At 63.0% G+C, this 19,214-nt stretch carries 19 protein-coding genes and 1 tRNA gene; 6 read left to right on the top strand and 14 right to left on the bottom strand.

Features of this window, described 5'->3' with window-relative positions; genetic code table 11:
- Positions 1-54: 54 nt before the first annotated feature.
- Complete coding sequence (locus ACZ47F_RS12010; RefSeq protein ID WP_464924933.1) at positions 55-843, bottom strand: sulfite exporter TauE/SafE family protein; 789 nt, start codon at positions 841-843, stop codon at positions 55-57.
- Between the two features lie 297 nt (positions 844-1,140).
- On the opposite strand from ACZ47F_RS12010, the gene ACZ47F_RS12005 reads away from it, so the two are divergent.
- The gene (locus ACZ47F_RS12005) at positions 1,141-1,689 is read left to right on the top strand and encodes an acetate uptake transporter (protein WP_464924932.1); all 549 of its coding nucleotides are present in this window, start codon (positions 1,141-1,143) and stop codon (positions 1,687-1,689) included.
- A 355-nt stretch (positions 1,690-2,044) separates the two neighbouring features.
- Here ACZ47F_RS12005 and ACZ47F_RS12000 read toward each other — a convergent pair whose 3' ends face one another.
- Positions 2,045-2,650 carry a DUF4124 domain-containing protein gene (locus tag ACZ47F_RS12000; RefSeq protein ID WP_464924931.1) on the bottom strand — a complete coding sequence of 202 codons (606 nt, stop codon included), beginning with the start codon at positions 2,648-2,650 and terminating at the stop codon, positions 2,045-2,047.
- A gap of 195 nt (positions 2,651-2,845) precedes the next feature.
- On the opposite strand from ACZ47F_RS12000, the gene ACZ47F_RS11995 reads away from it, so the two are divergent.
- A complete protein-coding gene (locus ACZ47F_RS11995; RefSeq protein WP_464924930.1) occupies positions 2,846-3,649 on the top strand; it encodes an exodeoxyribonuclease III in 804 nt (267 codons plus the stop codon).
- A 69-nt stretch (positions 3,650-3,718) separates the two neighbouring features.
- Here ACZ47F_RS11995 and ACZ47F_RS11990 read toward each other — a convergent pair.
- Positions 3,719-3,793 (bottom strand) — tRNA-Val (locus ACZ47F_RS11990).
- A 45-nt stretch (positions 3,794-3,838) separates the two neighbouring features.
- Complete coding sequence (gene dnaQ, locus ACZ47F_RS11985) at positions 3,839-4,579, bottom strand: DNA polymerase III subunit epsilon (protein WP_464924929.1); 741 nt, start codon at positions 4,577-4,579, stop codon at positions 3,839-3,841.
- 187 nt (positions 4,580-4,766) lie between these two features.
- On the opposite strand from dnaQ, the gene ACZ47F_RS11980 reads away from it, so the two are divergent.
- Entirely contained in the window at positions 4,767-6,380 is a 1,614-nt protein-coding gene (locus ACZ47F_RS11980) for a peptide chain release factor 3 (RefSeq protein WP_464924928.1), read from the top strand.
- Here ACZ47F_RS11980 and ACZ47F_RS11975 read toward each other — a convergent pair whose 3' ends face one another.
- The 4 genes from ACZ47F_RS11975 to ACZ47F_RS11960 form a co-directional block, all read right to left on the bottom strand.
- On the bottom strand, positions 6,381-7,196 hold the full coding sequence (locus tag ACZ47F_RS11975) for a DUF2189 domain-containing protein (protein ID WP_464924927.1): 816 nt from the start codon (positions 7,194-7,196) through the stop codon (positions 6,381-6,383).
- A gap of 141 nt (positions 7,197-7,337) precedes the next feature.
- Entirely contained in the window at positions 7,338-7,865 is a 528-nt protein-coding gene (gene lspA, locus ACZ47F_RS11970; protein ID WP_464924926.1) for a signal peptidase II, read from the bottom strand.
- A gap of 9 nt (positions 7,866-7,874) precedes the next feature.
- Complete coding sequence (gene ileS, locus ACZ47F_RS11965; protein ID WP_464924925.1) at positions 7,875-10,754, bottom strand: isoleucine--tRNA ligase; 2,880 nt, start codon at positions 10,752-10,754, stop codon at positions 7,875-7,877.
- 122 nt (positions 10,755-10,876) lie between these two features.
- Positions 10,877-11,848: a bifunctional riboflavin kinase/FAD synthetase gene (locus ACZ47F_RS11960; RefSeq protein WP_464924924.1), complete on the bottom strand. Its 972-nt coding sequence runs from the start codon at positions 11,846-11,848 to the stop codon at positions 10,877-10,879.
- Between the two features lie 368 nt (positions 11,849-12,216).
- Here ACZ47F_RS11960 and ACZ47F_RS11955 point away from each other — a divergent pair, with 368 nt between their 5' ends.
- A complete protein-coding gene (locus tag ACZ47F_RS11955; RefSeq protein ID WP_055450940.1) occupies positions 12,217-12,420 on the top strand; it encodes a cold-shock protein in 204 nt (67 codons plus the stop codon).
- 109 nt (positions 12,421-12,529) lie between these two features.
- Positions 12,530-13,081, top strand: coding sequence for a DedA family protein (locus tag ACZ47F_RS11950; protein ID WP_464924923.1), 552 nt, complete (start codon positions 12,530-12,532; stop codon positions 13,079-13,081).
- A gap of 150 nt (positions 13,082-13,231) precedes the next feature.
- Here ACZ47F_RS11950 and ACZ47F_RS11945 read toward each other — a convergent pair whose 3' ends face one another.
- From ACZ47F_RS11945 to ACZ47F_RS11925, 5 genes are all read right to left on the bottom strand, one after another.
- A complete protein-coding gene (locus ACZ47F_RS11945) occupies positions 13,232-14,401 on the bottom strand; it encodes a tryptophan--tRNA ligase (RefSeq protein ID WP_464926636.1) in 1,170 nt (389 codons plus the stop codon).
- A gap of 90 nt (positions 14,402-14,491) precedes the next feature.
- Positions 14,492-15,151, bottom strand: a complete 660-nt coding sequence (locus ACZ47F_RS11940) for a site-2 protease family protein (protein ID WP_464924922.1) — start codon at positions 15,149-15,151, stop codon at positions 14,492-14,494.
- An 86-nt stretch (positions 15,152-15,237) separates the two neighbouring features.
- A complete protein-coding gene (locus ACZ47F_RS11935) occupies positions 15,238-15,873 on the bottom strand; it encodes an L-threonylcarbamoyladenylate synthase (protein WP_464924921.1) in 636 nt (211 codons plus the stop codon).
- Between the two features lie 8 nt (positions 15,874-15,881).
- Positions 15,882-16,733 carry a 3',5'-nucleoside bisphosphate phosphatase gene (locus ACZ47F_RS11930; protein ID WP_464924920.1) on the bottom strand — a complete coding sequence of 284 codons (852 nt, stop codon included), beginning with the start codon at positions 16,731-16,733 and terminating at the stop codon, positions 15,882-15,884.
- A 212-nt stretch (positions 16,734-16,945) separates the two neighbouring features.
- On the bottom strand, positions 16,946-17,818 hold the full coding sequence (locus tag ACZ47F_RS11925; protein ID WP_464924919.1) for an RNA-guided endonuclease InsQ/TnpB family protein: 873 nt from the start codon (positions 17,816-17,818) through the stop codon (positions 16,946-16,948).
- Between the two features lie 89 nt (positions 17,819-17,907).
- Between ACZ47F_RS11925 and plsY the strand changes: the two genes are divergently transcribed.
- Positions 17,908-18,540, top strand: a complete 633-nt coding sequence (plsY, locus tag ACZ47F_RS11920; RefSeq protein WP_464924918.1) for a glycerol-3-phosphate 1-O-acyltransferase PlsY — start codon at positions 17,908-17,910, stop codon at positions 18,538-18,540.
- 159 nt (positions 18,541-18,699) lie between these two features.
- Here plsY and ACZ47F_RS11915 read toward each other — a convergent pair whose 3' ends face one another.
- The gene (locus ACZ47F_RS11915; RefSeq protein WP_464924917.1) at positions 18,700-19,185 is read right to left on the bottom strand and encodes a YajQ family cyclic di-GMP-binding protein; all 486 of its coding nucleotides are present in this window, start codon (positions 19,183-19,185) and stop codon (positions 18,700-18,702) included.
- Between the last annotated feature and the right edge of the window lie 29 nt (positions 19,186-19,214).

Raw genomic sequence — 19,214 nt, 5'->3', positions numbered from 1 at the left:
GCGGTCGAGCAGATCGGAGCGTCGACAGACGGTCTTCTCGAGCGAAGAGCGCGTTCAGAAGTGGATGCCGAATGCCGACATGTTGCGGTAGATCATGTAGGCCGCAACGATGGCCACCAGTGCCGCAAAAATGAGGTTGAGCGTGCCTTTGCTGCCCTTGCCCAGATGCGTCGCAAGTCGGGCACCGGCGACGCCGCCGGCGATCCCGCCGGCGATGTAGAGCCCCGCGACAGTCCAGTCGAGCAGGCCGGAGCTGGCGTAATTCACCGCAGTCGTCAAACCGAAGGTGCCCACTGAAAACAGCGAAGACCCCACTGCAGCCAGCATCGGCATGCCTGTGGCGAACACCAATCCAGGGACGATGAGAAAACCGCCGCCGATGCCGAAAAACCCGGAGAGCATGCCGACGATACCCGCTGACAGCAGTAGCTTCCACATCGAAAACTGGCCAGGGTGCCCGGCGAGGTCGCCGGGTTTGGCGCGTTTGGGACGCACCATGAGCGCGGCGATCGCCAGCATCAGAATCGCAAAAAGGAAGAGCAATTTCTTCCCATCGACCGCTTTGCCCAGCGAGGAACCGACGTAGGCGGCAACCGCGCCCATGATCGCGAAAATCACTGCTTCCTTCCAGCGCACGTTGCCCGCGCGGGCGTGCGGAATCAGATTGATATAGGCATTGACCGAGACCGCCAGCGCCGTAGTGCCGATCACCACATGCGGGTTGGGGTAGCCCACCAGATACAGCAGCAGTGGCACGGCCAGGACCGAACCGCCGCCGCCGATCAGGCCAAGCGTGAATCCCACTGCCACGCCGGATACGACGGACAGGACGTGTTGAATCAAGGTTAGGTCTGCAAGCATGATGGCGAAAAATGGCGGATGAAATCGACGAGATCGCTTAAACCGGCAAAGCATATAAGAAGGTTCTTATCGGTTCTGTGAGCATTTGTGCGCAGTTGTTCGTGCGGTCGATGGCGCGTCCTTTCTGACCTTCTCGCTCGCGACAATTGGTAAATCCCGTGCGGGAGTTGTGACATGTAGGGCAGTCGTCAGGCAGCATGCCGAAGCTGCGCCCGGGTCGCTGCAATCGCACACCTCATGGCGCAGGCCGTGTTCCCTGAACAAAACGAGGAGATTGAAATGGACGGAAGAAAGGCGATCAACCCGGCCCCGCTGGGTCTGTCTGGATTTGCCCTGACCACCTGGCTGCTGAGCATGGTCAATGCCGGCTGGTTTCCGGGGGTGGACGTGCCCATGGTGCTGGCGGCGGCGTTCGCCTTTGGCGGATCGGCGCAGTTCGTCGCCGGCATCATGGAAGCCGGGGTCGGCAATAGCTTCGGGTTCGTGGCGTTCTGCGGCTACGGCGCATTCTGGTGGAGTTTTGCACTGTTCGTCGAGTTTTTCGCCAAGGGCGTGCAAGGTCCTTATGTGGGTTGGTTTTTGTTGCTCTGGGGCGTGTTCACGACCTACATGTGGATTGCGACCTGGAAAAAGGGCCGGGCGCTGATGCTGGTGTTCACCGCGCTGACGCCGACGTTTTTCTTGCTCGCCGCGGGGGCGTTGACAGGAAACAACGGGCTGACGGCGCTCGGCGGCTATCTGGGCCTGCTCACGGCGGCACTAGCGTTCTATCTGGCCGCAGCCGAAGTGATCAACGAGGCTTGGGGCCGGGCCGTCTTGCCGGTCTGATGTGGCATGGGGCCATGATCGACACCTGGTCGTGGTGCAAAGCCGCGCGCGAGAGTGAGAGTTCATGATAGATGCCTCGCAAGGAAACCCGCGACTTCAGTCGCGGGAGGAATTGCGGGTGCGCGAAGCGCACCATATGGGTGTACGCGGCGATGAATGATGCGCACCGCCTCGATCCGACTGGACGTGACTGCGCAAGATAGTGCTATACATCAAGTCTTGATTGAGAGGCGGCGCCCCCGACTGAAGTCGGGGGCTTGCGCGCCGAAAATTCTGTGAAGGCGTGGCCTACATGCCGTCGCGCATGCCAATGGATTTCGACCCCAACGGTCTGGCGCCGTGAGCGCGGCGACGCTCAACGCGACGGCGCGGTCCTGGCCCATAGCGGCTTCATGCGCGCACGCAGGGCGTCGTACTCGCGGTTGATCCGCGCGATTTCTTCGTTCTGTTCGGCAATCAGCCTGGTCTCCTGCTGGGTGAGCACCTTGTTTTCGTCAAACTTGGTACGCAGTTCCAGCGGCAGCGGCCCTTGCGGGTAGAACTGCGCGTCGATGTTCAACTGCTTGCGCTGACGCGCGAGCGCAGCAAGCTGCTTCTGTGCATCGGCGATCAGTGCATTGGGCCGGGCTAGATCGTTGACCCGGGCCTGTTCCAGTGCGGCCTCATCCGGGTAACGCAGCAGCAGGGCGCGATCTTCCCGCTGGCGATCACGCTGTTGCCTGGACAAGTTCTGCGCGGCTTCCCTTTCCTGCGCCGCCATCGCCTGCTCCTTGGGGGTCAGGATGCGACGCCGCACTGTACCGTCCGGACCGATGACCCGGCCTCCGTAGGTCAGACAATCATTGGTGATGCGATCGGTCGACACCAGAGTTCCGTTCGCGTCGCGGCATAGATAGATGTCGGCTTGCGCGACCTGCGCTGTACTGAGCAGCAGACAGCTACTGACGAGCAGTGCACGCATGCGGAGATAGATCGGTTCCATGTACAGCCAATGACAGAGTCCCTGCAACAATGTGAGCACCAGCCGCGAGGTTGACGCATGAATCGGTATTGTGCCTTGCTTTCTTCGCCACAGGCGTGATCTGTCGCGTCCCTGAACCCGCCTTCGCCTACCCTGCGGGCGGGTGCTCTGTCTTTTGCCCTCGATCGACCATCCATGAGCCTCTTTCCTTTGCGCGTGACTTCCCTCAATCTCAACGGTATCCGTTCAGCCGCACAAAAGGGCGTCGATACCTGGCTGCGACAGCATGCGCGTCCAGACCTGCTGTGTGTGCAAGAACTCAAGGCGCAGCAGACCGACCTCACTCCAGATCTGCGCGAGCTCGGCGGCTTACGCGGCGCGGCATTTGCCCACGCCACCAAACCGGGTTACAGCGGTGTAGGGCTGTACTGGCGGCACGAGCCGGACGACCTGCGCATCGGCTTCGGCCACACCGAATTCGACGCCGAAGGTCGTTATGTCGAAGCGATCTATAAGACGGTTGGGGGCCGTCGTCTGAGCATCGTGTCGGCCTATTTCCCATCCGGCTCCAGTTCGCCAGAACGACAGCAGGCGAAATTTCGCTTTCTAGCCGATTTTTACGAGCACCTGCTGGCGCTCAAATCCTCGGCCGAGGTGTTGCTGTGTGGCGATGTGAACATCGCCCACAAGGAAATCGACCTGAAGAACTGGAAGGGCAACCTGAAGAACAGCGGCTTTTTGCCGGAAGAGCGCGCCTGGATGACTCGCCTGCTCGACAAGGCCGGGTATGTCGATGTCTTCCGTCGGCTCGACCCCAACCCCGACCGCTACACCTGGTGGAGCAATCGCGGGCAAGCCAGAGCCAAAAACGTCGGCTGGCGCATCGACTACCACCTTGCCACGCCCGGCGTCGCCGCGCGTGCCAAGCCGGGAAGCGCCTGGATCTACACTGACGAGCGCTTCTCCGATCACGCCCCTCTGAGCATCGATTACGCCTGACGCGCGCAGGCCGTCGGAAAACAAAAAGCAGCCAGGGTTGGCTGCTTTCGCGGGTGTTCGAGGGTTGTGTGGTGGGCGGTACTGGGATCGAACCAGTGGCTTCCACCGTGTGAAGGTGGCACTCTACCGCTGAGTTAACCGCCCAAATCGCACTACGCATTTGCGAAGCGCGTTCAGGAAAGTAGAAGATTATTGCACAGTTTTTTCGGTTGGGGCATCCGCGCTGGACGGCGTTTGGGGTCGCCAGATGCTCCGGCCCTTGCTGGTCTTGTCGAGTAGTTCCAGAAACGCCTCGTGGGCGATGCGGTCTGCGTCGCTCAGCGGGCTCAAAGGCAGGGCGAAGGTGTCCAGCGGGCTGGTCGCAGAGGCGGCCTGATGCCGGGGAGATTCCAGGTCGATCACCAGGCTGTCCTGACCACGGGTGAGGCTGAGATAGACCTCGGCGAGGAGCTCTGCGTCGAGCAGGGCACCGTGCAAGGTGCGGTGACTGTTGTCGATGCCGAACCGTTTGCACAGCGCATCGAGGTTGTTGAATTTTCCCGGAAACTGCTGTTTGGCCATGACCAGCGTGTCGGTCACCTGCAGGACATGCTGGCTGAAGGGCGGCAGCGACAAGCGTTCGAGTTCGGCGTCGAGAAAAGCGCAGTCGAACGGCGCGTTGTGAATGATGATCTCGGCGTCGCGCACGAAGTCGAGCAGATCACCGACGATCTGCTCGAACCGTGGTTTGTCGACGAGGAATTCCTCGGTCAGGCCGTGCACTTTGAGTGCATCGGGGTGGCTGGCGCGATCGGGATTGAGATAGCGATGAAAATGCCTGCCGGTGAGGCGGCGGTTGAATAGTTCGACACCGGCGATTTCGATGATGCGATCGCCGCTTCCGGGGTTGAGTCCTGTTGTCTCAGTGTCGAGCACGATCTGGCGTGTCATGGCGGGTGGGTCGGGTTTGAGGCAAAATAGAAAATTGCTTGCAATGTCCTGCCGGCATGTTGCGAGCCATCTGCGCAGGTGAGTCGGGCTGCACGGCCCGAATTCTGAGTGTCTCGTCTTCACTCCCCGCAGTTCGAAAGCCTACTCCAGACACACAGCGCCGCGAGCCCCGCAGGCAGCGCAGACCATGACCGTTGATTCCGAGCAGATCCGCAGACGGCGCACCTTCGCCATCATCTCGCACCCCGATGCGGGCAAGACTACGCTGACGGAGAAGCTGCTGCTGTTTTCCGGCGCGATCCAGATCGCTGGCAGTGTGAAGGCGCGCAAGGCCAGCCGTCACGCCACCTCCGACTGGATGGAGATCGAAAAGCAGCGGGGCATCTCGGTGGCGTCGTCGGTGATGCAGATGGAGTGGCGCGACTGTGTCATCAACCTGCTCGACACCCCGGGTCACCAGGATTTTTCGGAGGACACCTACCGCGTGCTCACCGCGGTGGACGCCGCGTTGATGGTGATCGACGCGGCCAATGGCGTGGAAGAGCAGACCCTGCGGCTGCTCGAGGTCTGCAGAGCGCGCAACACGCCGATTCTTACCTTCGTCAACAAGCTGGACCGCGAGGTCAAGCCGCCACTCGAACTGATGGACGAAATCGAGCGCCATCTCGGCATGGCCGTGGTGCCGTTCACGTGGCCGGTGGGCATGGGACGCGAGTTTCACGGGGTATACGACCTGCGGCTCGATCGTATGCGGGTGTTCCGCCCGGGTGAGGAACGTGTGCGCGACGACGATCAGATGCTCGTTGGCTTGGACAACCCGGAGTCGATCCGGCGCTTCGGTCAGCCCTATGTGCAGGCACAGGGGGAGATCGGCCTGCTGCGCGAGGCGGTACCGGCGTTCGACGCGGCGGAGTTTCTCGCCGGTCGGCAGTCGCCGCTGTTCTTCGGCTCGGCGATCAACAATTTCGGCGTGCAGGAAGTGCTCGATGCCCTGGTGGAGCTGGCGCCATCTCCGTTGCCGCGTGCAGCCACCACGCGGGTGGTGCAGCCCGACGAGCCGAAGTTCACCGGCGTGGTGTTCAAGATCCAGGCCAATATGGACCCGGCGCACCGTGACCGCATCGCCTTCGTGCGTATCGTCTCCGGCCGCTTCGAACGTGGCATGCGGATACGGGTCAGCCGCACCGGCAAGGACATCCGGCCCGGCAGTGTGGTGACCTTCATGTCGCAGCGCCGCGAGCTGCTCGACGAGGCATTCGCTGGCGACATCGTCGGCATTCCCAACCACGGCACGCTGCACCTGGGCGACAGTCTGAGCGAAGGCGAGGAACTGCAGTTCACCGGTCTGCCATTCTTTGCGCCGGAGATGTTCCGTTCAGTGGAAATCAAGGACCCGATGCGCACCAAGCAACTGCGCACCGGCCTGCAGCAGCTGGGCGAGGAGGGGGCGATCCAGGTGTTTCGCCCGTTGACCGGCGGCAGTCTGTTGCTCGGTGCGGTCGGCACGCTGCAGTTCGACGTGGTGCAGCACAGGCTCGAGTCGGAATATGGCGTGGACGCGCGCATGGAAGCCAGCAAATACCGCATGGCGCGATGGTTCACCTGCGACGATGCGCAGGCGCTCAAGCGCTTCATCGATGCCAATGCGCACCGCATCGCCTACGACGTGGTCGAAGCGCCTGCCGTGCTGCTGACGCACGCCAGCGAACTGCGGGTGATGCAGGAACTGGCGCCCAAGATCCAGTTCCATACCTTGCGCGAACACGCCGGGCAGGTGTTCAAGCCCGGCATGCAAACCTGATCAGCCCGCGGCAGCGGCGGGTTGTTGCAGGCTCGGGCAGACCACGCCGCGATAGGCATGCCAACTGGCATGCCCGATTACCGGCAGCACCACGATCCACCCCAGGCCGAAGGGCAGCATCGCCACCAGACTGATGACGGCGATCAGCGCCGCCCAGCAGGCCATGGCCACGGGATGTTCCATGCAGACGCGCAGGCTGGTGAGCGCCGCGGTGATCGCGTCCACCGGGCGGTCGAGCATCATCGGAATCGACACCACGCTGATCGCAAACACCAGTCCACCGAACAGCAACGCCACGCCAAGGTAAGCCAGCACGAAAGGCAGGTTGACTGGGTCGAGCAGCAGGCGCAGTACGCCGCCGGTTTCGGGCATGCCGGCATCAAAGAACAGCGCAAACACCACCAATGCGGTGCGTCCCCACAGTAGCTCGATGACCAGGAGTAACCCAGCGAAGATCGCCACACTTCCCCGGTGCGGCCACCAGCAGCGAATGCAGAAATTCAGCCGTGCCTTGAGGTTGATTTCGCAGCGGCGGCTTGCTTCCATCAGGCCCATGGCCAGCGCCGGGCCGACGAGCAACAGGCCGGCAGCCAGCATCAAGGTGTATTCGGGAGTGCTTGCCAACGTCCAGGCCAAAAGCCAGCCCAGGGCGGTGAACATCGTGCCGTAGGTCAGGCCAACCACTGGGCAGCGCGAAAAATCCCGCCAGCCTGCGGCCAGCCAGCGAAACGGGGTGGTCCAGTTCAGGCTGCACACACTCACCCGCGCGCGGGTTTGTGCAGCCAAGGGGTGATGCTGCGCTTCTTCGGGCGTCATCTCCGGGTTCTCCTCCATGAAGTGAGTTGCCTGCGTCGGGCAACCCATCTGCGTGAGAGACTAAGGTGCGACGGTTTGTCGCACAACCCGGGATACCACTGGGGCGAGATCGTGATCTCGCAATCAGCCAAACCCGGCGATTCAGTGCGCTCGGGTGCGTGAACGGTGCATTTCGTCCAAGATGAGCAGTACCGCGCCGACGAAGATGGCCGAGTCGGCCAGGTTGAACGCAGGCCAGTGCCATTGCCGGCCGTGCACAGTGATGTAGAAATCGAGAAAGTCGGTCACCTTGCCCCACAGTACCCGGTCAATCACATTGCCCAGTGCCCCGCCCAGAATGAACGCCAGCGCAAGGCTGAACAGCGCCTTGCCGCGGTTGCGCTGCAACAGCCAGAGGATGAACACCGAAGCCGCGAGGCTAATCGCAGCGAAAAACCAGCGTTGCCAGCCGGGCTGCGTGGCAAGAAACGAGAACGCCGCTCCGGGGTTGTGGATGTAGACCAGATTGAAGAACGAGGTGACGGGCAGACTGCCGTCCAGCGGCAGATCGCGCCGTACCAACCATTTGGTCAACTGGTCGGCGGCGATGACGAGCAGCGCAACCAGTAGCCAGGGCCAGATGCGGCCGCGGCGTGTGGCGGCGGTGCTTGCGGACAGGGCGCTGGGCATGGGCGTTGCTCAGGCGACATGGCGCGGTTCACCCGCGCCGAACAGATTGCTCACGCACCGGCCGCACAGTCCGGGGTGTGCCGGGTCGGCTCCGACATCTGCCCGCCAGTGCCAGCAGCGCAGGCACTTGGCGTGCGCCGTGGGACTGACCACGATGCGCAGTTCGTCCTCGCCGCGGTGCAGCGTGGCGCGCGAGGTGATGAGCACGAAGCGCAGGTCATCCCCCAGCGGTTCGAGCAGCGCATACTCGGCAGCAGGGGCGTACAGGTCCACCTCGGCCTGCAGCGAGGCGCCGATACTGCCCTGCGAACGTAGTGCCTCGATTTGCTTGTTGGTCGCATCGCGCACCGCACGGATCCGCGCCCATCGATCGAGCAGTGCCGCACTGTCGTCCTGCTGCGGCCACTGCCAGTAGGTCTCGGTGAAAATGCTGTCTGCCTTGCCAACCAGCGCCCAGGCTTCCTCGGCGGTGAAGCTCAGGAACGGCGCCATCCAGCGCAGCATGCCCTGGGTGATGTGCCACAGCGCAGTCTGCGCGCTGCGCCGCGCCAGACTGCCGGGCGCGGTGGTGTAGAGGCGGTCCTTGAGCACGTCGAGGTAGAAGGCGCCCAGGTCTTCCGAGCAATAGACCTGCAGCCTGGCAACCACCGGATGGAATTCGTACTTGTCGTAATGCGCCAGGATGACGGTCTGCAGATCCTGAGCGTGCGCTAGCGCCCAGCGGTCGAGTTCGAACAGTTGCGGCAGCGGCACGGCGTGCTGGGTGGGGTCGAAGTCGCTGGTGTTGGCCAGCAGAAAGCGCAGGGTGTTGCGGATGCGGCGGTAGCTGTCGACCACGCGGGCGAGAATCTTGTCGTCGCCGGCGATGTCGCCGGAATAGTCAGACGCGGCCACCCACAGACGGATGATTTCCGCACCCAGCTTTTCGCTGGTTTTCTGCGGATCGACGCCGTTGCCGAGCGACTTGCTCATCTTGCGCCCCTGGCTGTCCACGGTGAAGCCGTGCGTGAGTAGGCCCTTGTACGGCGCACGGCCGTACATCGCGCAGGCGGTCAGCAGCGAGGAATGGAACCAGCCACGATGTTGGTCATGGCCTTCGAGGTAAAGGTCGGCCTCGGGGCCTTCTGCATGGCCGGCTCCGGCATGGCTGCCCTTGAGCACAGTGGTGTGGGTGGTGCCGGAATCGAACCACACTTCGAGGATGTCGCTGCTCTTGGTGTAATGCGCCGCATCTTCCGCGCAGCCCACGCGGGCCAGGATGTCGACTGCGCTCGCCTTGCTCCACGCCTCGATGCCGCCTTGCTCGACCATCTCGGCGGCCACATCGAGGATGTCCATGGTGCGCGGATGCAGCTCTGCGCTGTCCTTGTGCAGGAAGAACGGAATCGGCACGCCCCAGCTGCGCTGGCGGCTGATGCACCAATCGGGGCGGTTGGCGATCATGTCGCTTAGCCGCGCCTTGCCGTTTTCGGGGTAGAAGCTGGTGTGCTCGATCGCCTCGAGCGCCATCTGCCGCAGGGTCTTTGGCGCCTTGTCCTTGGTGAACACGCCTTCGCCTTCGTCCATGCGGATGAACCACTGCGCCGCGGCGCGGTAGATCACCGGCACCTTGTGCCGCCAGCAATGCGGATAGCTGTGGGTGATGGCGTGCGTGGCCATCAGCCGTCCAGCATCGCGCAGAGTGTCAATGATGTGCGGCACTGCCTTCCAGATGTTCTGCCCGCCGAACAGAGGAAAGTCGGGTGCGTAGCGGCCGTCACCCTGCACCGGGTTGAGGATGTCGGCAGTCGCCATGCCGTGCGCGACGCAGGAGTTGAAGTCGTCCACGCCGTATGCCGGCGAGGAATGCACGATGCCTGTGCCGTCCTCAGCGGTAGCGTAGTCGGCCAGATACACCGGGGACAGGCGCCGGTAGCCTGCATCGACCTCGTACAGCGGGTGGCGGAATGCCAACCCGCCAAGCGCCTTGCCGGCGACGGTCGCGATCACGGTGCCGTCGAGCTGGTAGCGCTTCAGGCAGTTTTCCACCAGAGACGCTGCGAGCACCAGATAGCCGCGCGGCGTATCCACCAGCGCGTAGGTCAGCTCCGGGTTGAGGTTGAGCGCCTGGTTGGCTGGAATGGTCCATGCGGTGGTTGTCCAGATGACCGCGAAGGCGGGCCTGGACGCATCGGGCAGCGCGGGCAGACCGAACGCAGCGGCCAGCGCAGCGCGGTCATCGGTCTCGAACGCCACGTCCAACGTCTGTGACTTCTTGTCGGCATATTCGATCTCGAACTCGGCCAGCGACGAGCCGCAGTCGAAGCACCAGTGCACCGGCTTCAAGCCGCGATAGACGAAACCGCGCTCGATCACCCGCTTGAACGCGCGGATTTCCGCCGCCTCGTTGACAAAGTCCATGGTGCGATACGGATGCGCCCAGTCGCCCAGCACGCCCAGGCGCTGAAAGTCGCGCATCTGCTGCGCGATCTGCTCGGTCGCGTAGGCACGGCTCTTGGCCTGCATTTCGTCGCGCGGCAGATTGCGGCCGAACTGTTTTTCGATCGCGTTTTCGATCGGCAGCCCGTGGCAATCCCAGCCGGGAATGTAAGCGGCGTCAAACCCGGCGAGTTGCCGCGCCTTGACGATCATGTCTTTGAGAATCTTGTTGACCGCATGGCCCATGTGGATCTGGCCGTTGGCATACGGCGGGCCGTCGTGCAGCACGAATTTCGGCGCACCGACACGCGCGGCACGCAGACGCTGGTACAGACCCTCCTCATTCCATTTGGCGATCCACTCGGGCTCGCGCCGGGGCAGGTCGCCCCGCATCGGAAACGGTGTGTCCGGCAGGTTCAGCGTTGAGCGGTAATCCGGTTGATCTGTGGCAGAAGAGACGGATGGATCCATGGGATTGAAGGGCAGGACGGGCGGCCTCGGCAGGTTGCGCCCACGATGGAGGGGATCGACATGTCGACCGGGCAGAGCGCGGCGACCGGGTGCAGGTGGGTGGTGCGCGCAGAGGGACGCGGTCAAATTCGGTCGCGGGTGGTCTGCCTGGTGAGCTGGCCGAACCAGGCACGGGCCTGAGCGCAGTCTTGCGCAATGGCCGCGGTGAGCTGGTCGAGGTTGGAATAGTGCGCTTCGTCGCGCAACTTGTGCAGAAGTTCCACCTTGACAATTTTACCGTAGGCATCTCCGTGCCAATCGAACACATGCGTTTCCAGCAGGATCCGCCCATCGGTCTGCACCGCCGGCCGGGTTCCTAAGCTGGACACCGAGTCCAACGGCATCTGGTGCAGACCGAACACCCTGGAGACGAAGACTCCGGCCGGTGCCGGACGTGCCCGGTCGAAGCGCAAATTGAGTGTGGGAAAACCCAGGCGTCGCCCCAGCTTCGCGCCGTGCAGCACATGGCCGCTGATGCTGTATGGGCGCCCCAGCAGGTTGCGCGCGGTCTGCATGTCGCCGGCCTGCAGCGCCTGCCTCACCGCCGAGCTGGATACGCGCAGCGCGCCGTTAGTGATCGCTGTCATTTCCCTGGCCTCGCCGCCGGCAGCCTGCATCAAGGCCTGGAGTCGAGAAAAGTCGCCTGCACGCCGGGCACCGAAACGAAAATCGTCGCCGACCAGGACGAGCCGGGCCCGCAGACCGCGCAGTACGACCTGATCGACGAACTGCTCCGGGCTCAGCGCAGCCAGGTGTTGATCGAATCGCAGCACCACCACCTGCCCGATACCCGCCGCGCTGAGTGCGCACAGCTTGTCGCGCAGGGTGGAAATATGCGCCGGGGCTTGATCCGGATGCCCAGCTTGTGTTGCAAAAAAATCACGTGGATGCGGCTCGAAGGTCAGCACGGTCGGCACCAGTCCGCGCTCTCGGGACGTCTGCACCAAAGACTGAAGCACAGCCTGATGTCCACGGTGCACGCCGTCGAAATTGCCGATGCTCAGCCCCGACCGCCGCGCCAGCGCGTCATGGTGAAATCCGCGAAAAACACGCATAAACAATGAGTTGGAGTTTTTATCTCAAGCACTTTGTGAAACGACTGGGGCGACTGCAGGTAGCGCTCGATGCCGAGTCAGCCGCATCGGCCGCCATGAGCCGTAGCCAAAAACGCGACCGCAGCCAGCAGCCGCAACTTTGCATTGTCGGTGCAAACCGGCCGCGGCGGATCGATAGGGCGGGTCGAGGTGGCCACCGCGGGCGAATTTGTCACGCACGCCGGTTTTTTGCGTGTATAGTTGAAGCGCAGTCGAAACAAGAGCCTGTCCTTGCAGCATCGGGGTTGGCTTGTGACGGTTTCACAGTTGTGATTTTCCGGGCTTGTTGAAGATTTGCACTTGTCTATTTTTTTCTTAAAGGTTGATTCATGGCTACCGGTACTGTGAAATGGTTTAACGAGTCCAAGGGCTTCGGTTTCATCAAGCCCGATGAAGGCGGCGAAGATCTGTTCGCACATTTCTCTGAGATTCAAGCCAAGGGTTTCCGCACCCTGCAAGAAAACCAGCGCGTGGAGTTCACCGTGAAGGCTGGGCCCAAGGGGCCGCAGGCTTCCGCCATCCGCCCGCTTTAATTTCACTGCATCACCGCAGTGCGCTGCGCCCGGTTTTGATCGGGCGCGGCATCATCAACCGGCCCTGTGCCGGTTTTTTCATGCCGATTCACTGAAATCTCCTGTTGCCATGATGGTCGAGGAACTCGTCAGGCAATACGGCTACCTTGCCGTGGCAGTCGGTGCGTTCGCAGAAGGGGAGACGGTGTTGTTGGTCGCCGGCTACGGCGCGCAGCGCGGCTGGCTGCAATGGCCGCTGGTGGTCGCTGTGGCGGCGCTGGCCGCGACCCTGGGCGATCAGCTGTTCTTTTTTCTCGGACGCTTCTACGGTCCCCGCCTACTGCAGCGATACCCTCGGCTGCAGGCACACCTGCCCCGGGTTCAAGCAATGCTGGGGCGCAGCTCTGGCTGGGCGATCATCGCGATGCGATTTCTGTATGGCATGCGCATAGCCGGCCCAGTGTTGATCGGCGCAGCAGGTGTTGCGCCCTGGCGTTTTGTGGTGTTCAACGCGATCGGCGCTGTGTTGTGGGCACCACTGATCACCACCTTGGGTTGGTTTTTCGGCGCGACGATCACCCAGCTTGCAGCCCGGCTGCAGATGGGCGAAGAGATTGTGTTGGCCGTCGTGGTCGCCGTGGGCGCAACGGTTTGGCTGGGTCGGCGCTTTCGGCGGCGATAGCAGCGGTCAGACGTTGTGAATTTTTCTGCTGCGCGGCCCGCTGGCCGCAAAGCGCGGTGCGCGGGTCTCGCCGATCTGACGGATATGTCTCGACTGTACGCGCCGTGCGCCTGAGCAGCTTGCCGCTCGCGACGACATCTTCACACCCTCTCAGAGCTTCAAGCCCATGGCCTCGCGCACCGTGTGCATGGTGCGCTGCGCGGTGGCACGCGCCTTGGTGCAGCCGTCGTCGAGGATGTCGCGCACCAGCGCGGGGTTGTCGATGTACGGCTGTGCGCGTTCGAGCATGGGCTGTTGCTCGCGCAGGATGGCATCGATCACGGGTTGCTTGCATTCCAGACAGCCGATGCCCGCCGATGTGCAACCCCGCTGCACCCAGTCACGGGTAGCGTCGTCAGTGTAGGCCAGATGGAATTGCCAGACCGGGCAGCGCTGTGGGTCGCCCGGATCGGTACGCTTGACCCGCGCCGGATCGGTGGGCATGCGGCGGACCTTTTGCTCGACGCTGGCGCGATCTTCGCGGATGGCGATGGCGTTGCCGTAGCTCTTGGACATCTTGCGACCGTCGAGCCCGGGGAGCCTGGATTCGGGCGTGAGCAGCGCTTCGGGTTCGCGCAGGATCTGGCGTCGCCCGCCGCTGAGTTGGGCGCGCAGCGCGTCCTTTTCAAGGCGCGAGAGTTTGCTGGTGGCGATGAGTTCGCGGGCCTTGTCACGCTGTTCCGTGAGTCCCTCCTGATCGGCCGCGCGGCGAAGCGCAGCGAGCTGTTCGCGCACGGCATCTGGCAATTTGGCGGCAGCCGCACGGGCCTGGGCCTCGATCAGCGGATCCTTGCCGTAGAGGTGATTGAAGCGGCGGGCGATCTCGCGGCTCATCTCAATGTGCGGAATCTGGTCCGCCCCGACCGGCACATAGCGGGCAAGGTAGATGAGAATGTCGGCCGCCTGCAGCAGCGGATAACCAAGAAAGCCGTAGGTCGTCAGATCCTTGTCTTTGAGATTGGCGATCTGATCCTTGTAGGTCGGCACGCGTTCCAGCCACGACAGTGGCGTGCCCATGCCGAGCAGCAAAAACAGCTCCGCATGCTCCAGAACCCGGCTCTGGATGAACAGCGTGGCCTTGTTCGGATCCACACCGGCGGCCAGCCAGTCAATGACCATGTCGATGGTGTGCGCCGAGATGGTTTCGGGCGTGTCGTAATGCGTAGTCAGGGCATGCCAGTCGGCAACGAAAAAATAGCAGGTGTAACTGTCTTGCAGTTGCACCCAGTTTTTCAGCGCGCCGTGGTAGTGGCCCAGATGCAGCGCGCCTGTCGGGCGCATGCCGGAGAGCACGCGGTCGTCCTGGTGCGCGGGTTCATTGGAAGCGTGAGGCAAGGTCATCGAGGGAAGGGTTGCGACGGGCGGTGGGGATCAAAGCAGCATCTGGAATGGGCTGAGCAGCACGCGCAGCACCTGCATGGACAGCGCCATCAGTGGGCTGAGCCACAAGGTGGTGACGATGCCGGTGAGCACCAGGGCCATGACGATGAAAAAGCCGTACGGCTCGATCCGGGACAAGGCAATCGCCTGGCGAACCGGCAGCAGACCGACCAGGATGCGTCCGCCGTCCAGCGGCGGCAGGGGAAACAGGTTGAATACGAACATGACCAGGTTGACCAGGATGCCGGCCTGGGCCACGTCGTAGAAATACACCTCGTGGACCGCCAGTGCATGCAGCAGTACCAGCAGCAAGCCCCAGAGAAACGCCTGGAAGAAATTGGACGCGGGGCCGGCGAGCGCCACCCAGATCATGTCGCGCTTGGGGTTGCGCAGCCGACCGAAATTGACCGGCACCGGCTTGGCATAACCGAACAGAAACGCCCCCGAGGTCGCGAAATAAAGGATCAGCGGCACCAGAATGGTGCCAATCGGGTCGATGTGCCGCGCCGGATTGAGCGACACGCGCCCCATCATATAGGCCGTGTTGTCGCCGAAGTAGCGCGCCGCGTAGCCGTGCGCCGCCTCGTGCAGGGTGATGGCAAAGAGCACCGGCAACGCATAGACGGTGACGGCCTGTATGAGTTGGTCCATACGGAGATTGTAGGGAGAGTAGGGGGCCGGGGCCGGCTAGGCCAGTCATACCGCCCAGAATCAGGCAGTATTGGATCGAGGCGGTCTTACTGCAACGCCGGAATGCCCAACGGGTCCAGCGGGCCGCGCCCGATGCGCAGCACGATGGGATCGTCGCCGCACAAATCGACCACCGTGGTCGGCTCGCTCAGGCAAGCGCCGGCGTCGAGCACCAGATCGATCTGATGTTCGAGCCGCTCGCGAATGTCCTGCGCGTCGTTGAGCGCCTGGGTTTCTCCCGGCAGGATCAGCGTTGTCCCGAGCAGGGGCTGCGCCATTTCCATCATCAACGCGTGCGCCACCGCGTGATCCGGCACGCGCACGCCAATGGTCTTGCGCGAGGGATGTGATACGCGACGCGGCACTTCTTTGGTGGCCTCCAGAATGAAGGTGTAGGGCCCGGGGGTGCAGCCGCGGATCAGGCGATATTGACGATTGTCGACACGGGCGTAATTGCCCAGTTCGGACAGATCGCTGCACAGTAGGGTGAGATGGTGGCGCTCGTCCACCTGGCGGATTTGTCGCAGACGCTGCACCGCGGCCTTGTCGTCGAGATGGCAGACCAGGGCATAGGACGAATCGGTGGGGATGGCCGCGATGCCGCCAGCGTGCAGCAGGCGAGCGGCCTGCTTGATCAGCCGTGGCTGCGGATTGTCCGGGTGAAGCTGGAAATATTGCGCCATGATGCGTGTCAGTGCAGCAGGTCCCACACCGGCGCGAGATCGGCTGGCAGCGGGGGCAGGCGTCCGAGGTCGCAAACGCTCTCGGCCGGGCTGTGGAAATCGGACCCGCGCGATGCATGAAAGCCGAATTCCAGCGCCAGATCGGTATATTTGCGGTATTGTGCGGGGGTGTGGCTGCCGGTGACCACTTCGATCGCCCGACCGCCCAGTTCCTTGAATCGCTCAAACAGCGTCCGCTCCTCGGCCGCGCAGAAGCGGTAGCGGCCCGGGTGGGCGATCACCGCAATGCCCTCGGCCGCAGCGATCCAGCCCATCGCTTCATCCAGCGTGGCCCAGACATGTTCGACATAACCGGGTTTGCCCGGAACGAGAAAGCGGCTGAAGACCTCGTGCGTCTGGCGGCACACGCCTTGTTCGACCAGATAGCGTGCAAAGTGGGTGCGCGATAGCAGGGCCGGGTTGCCTGCATAGCGCAAGGCTCCCTCGAACACCTGCGTCAGGCCCAGGTCACGCTCCAGATCGGCGGCCATGTCCCGGGCGCGCTGGTCGCGGCCGGTACGGATGCGCTGCAGACCCTCCCGGAGCACTGTGCTGTCAGGGCGCACTCCCAAAGCCACGATGTGAATGGTCTGCGCGGCGAACGACACCGAAACCTCGACCCCGCTGACGAACTGCAGCCCCAGTGCACTGGCCGCGCGCTCGGCCTCGGCAAGCCCGCCGATCTCGTCATGATCGGTCAGGGCCCAGAGGTCCACTCCGTTCGCATGCGCACGGGCAGCGAGCTCGGCCGGAGACAGCGTGCCATCCGATACGGTCGAATGGCAATGCAGGTCGGCGTTGTGCGGGAATGCGGCGGACATGGAAACATTGTAGGGAGAGCCCATCTGCTTCTCGGTGTAAACCACCCGCGACTGAAGTCGCAGGCTTATCAGGCCGTTGAAAAACTACTGCGGTGGGCCATCTGCGGCGTTGCACGGTGCTCGCTGCCTCGCCTATCTATTTGATATGTCTCGGTCGCTGCGCGCCGTGCGCCTTGCATCTGGCCATCCTCGCGACGTTTTTCAACGGCCTGTTATTGTGAAGCGCAGACATGGTTGCCCCTATCCACACCCCCAACATCAGGCGTATTGACGACCGCCCTCGGCAGCGGGGCACCGCTGCCGATGCGGGCAAGGTTTCGACTGGCGTTGCAGTCGGCGTGCGCCCGCAGACCACACTTTTCGCACACGAAACGATGCTTGAGCCGCTTGCCCAGGCCGCCGCAGCACGCACACGTCTGGCTCGTGTAGGCCGGGTTGACGTACTCGACCACGATGCCCGCCGCCTTGGAACGGTCGCGCCGATCGCGCAGATGCCCGCCGCCGAAGACCTTGCCCGTGCTCACGGCGGCGAGGTTGTTTTCTCCGACATCCACGCCCATGACCGGGCCGGATGCCAGCGGCTTCACGTCGCCGGATTCGACGACGAGGTTGAAAAACCACTTGCCCTGCCGCAAGACCAGTTCCGCTTCCTTTGGCTTTCCGGATTCGAGGATGCGGCGCTGATGCGCGCCCAGGCGCAGGGGAATGGTCATGCGCCCCTGAGCCGTGTAGAGCGAGACGCCGTCGCCCCTGAGTGTGTAGGTGCGTTGGTCGAAATGCACGCTGGCATGGTCGAAACGGATCGCGGGAGGCGGCTGGTCTTTGCGGATGCGCCCCAGCGCCTTTTGTGCCTTGTCGGCTTTGCACACCGAGAAGATCGCATTGCAGCCCATCTGGCTGCCCAGCGGCGTGGCCGCTCGCAGCGCGTTGTACGCCAGGTTGTGCAAGGCCACCCGATTCCAGACCCGGTGCGCGACGACGAAAGGCACCAGACGGTTGCAAGCGTCCGCGTCAGCAGAACGCAGCGCCGTCAACGCGGCAGCCTGCTGCGCAGTCACGTCCAGTCGGACCTGGGCGGTGCGCATCATGCGTTCCAATATACACCACATGGTGCGCTTTGCGCGCCTGCAATTCCTCCCGCGATTGAAAACGCGGGTTTCCTTGCGAGGCATCTATGAATCAGTCGACCATCATTGCGCTGCTATTTGCCGGACTGGCCTATCTGCTGGGCTCGCTGTCGTTTGCGGTGTTGGTCAGCCGCGCACTGGGCATGGCCGATCCGCGCAGCTACGGCTCGGGCAACCCCGGGGCCACCAATGTGCTGCGCAGCGGCAACAAATTGGCCGCCGCATTGACCCTGCTACTCGACGCGTTCAAGGGCTGGGCCGCAGTGTGGCTGGCGTTGGTGTTCGGCCCTGCCAACGGATTGGGCGCTCCGGGGGTTGCGCTGGTGGCGATGGCCGTGTTTCTCGGCCATCTCTACCCGGTGTTTTTCGGTTTCAAAGGGGGCAAGGGTGTGGCCACTGCGGCCGGGGTGTTGCTGGCGGTGCAGCCCTGGCTCGGGCTTGCCACACTGGTTACCTGGTTGATCGTGGCCGGCTTTTTCCGCTATTCCTCGCTGGCGGCGCTGGTGGCCGCGGTGTTTGCGCCCTTCTACTACTGGTTCGGCGGCGGGCTAGCCTGGCAGACCGATCCGGCCTTGCTGCTGGCGCTGATTCTGATCAGCGCGCTGCTGATCTGGCGGCACCGCACCAACATCCGCAAGCTCATGCGCGGCGAGGAAAGCCCGATTGGACGCAAAAAATAGCGTAAACAGGCCTTATCAGGCCGTTGAAAAACTACTGCGGTGGGCCATCTGCGGCGTTGCACGGTGCTCGCTGCCTCGCCTATCTATTTGATATGTCTCGGTCGCTGCGCGCCGTGCGCCTTGCATCTGGCCATCCTCGCGACGTTTTTCAACGGCCTGTTAGTCCCGGAAATTGTTGAATGACAGCGGCGCGTCGTCGATGTCTTTGCGCAGCAGGGCGATCACTGCCTGCAGGTCGTCGCGCTTGGCCCCGCTGACTCGCACCACGTCACCCTGGATTGCAGAGGTCACTTTGAGTTTGGAGCCTTTGATCACCGCAGTGATCTTCTTGGCCAGATCCTGCGCGATGCCGGCCTTGACGGTGACGACCTGCTTGACCCGGTCACCGGAAATTTTCTCGATCTTGCCCAGCTCGAAAAACCGCGGATCGATCTTGCGCTTGGCCGCCTTGGCCATCAGCACGTCGCGCACCTGACCGAGCTGGAAATCGCTGTCGGCGGTGAGGGTAATGGCCTTGTCGGCGTGCTCGATGTGCGCCGAGCTGCCCTTGAAATCGAATCGTGTGGCAATTTCCTTGGCGACCTGATCGCAGGCGTTGCGCACCTCGACCAGATCGGGTTCGACGACGGTATCGAAAGACGGCATGGAGGCTTCCTTGAAGGGATAATGCGACG

This window comes from Thiomonas islandica, from assembly GCF_055383445.1.
The sequence above is the reverse complement of the archived record's forward strand: the minus strand, read 5'-3'. Positions and strand labels throughout refer to the sequence as shown.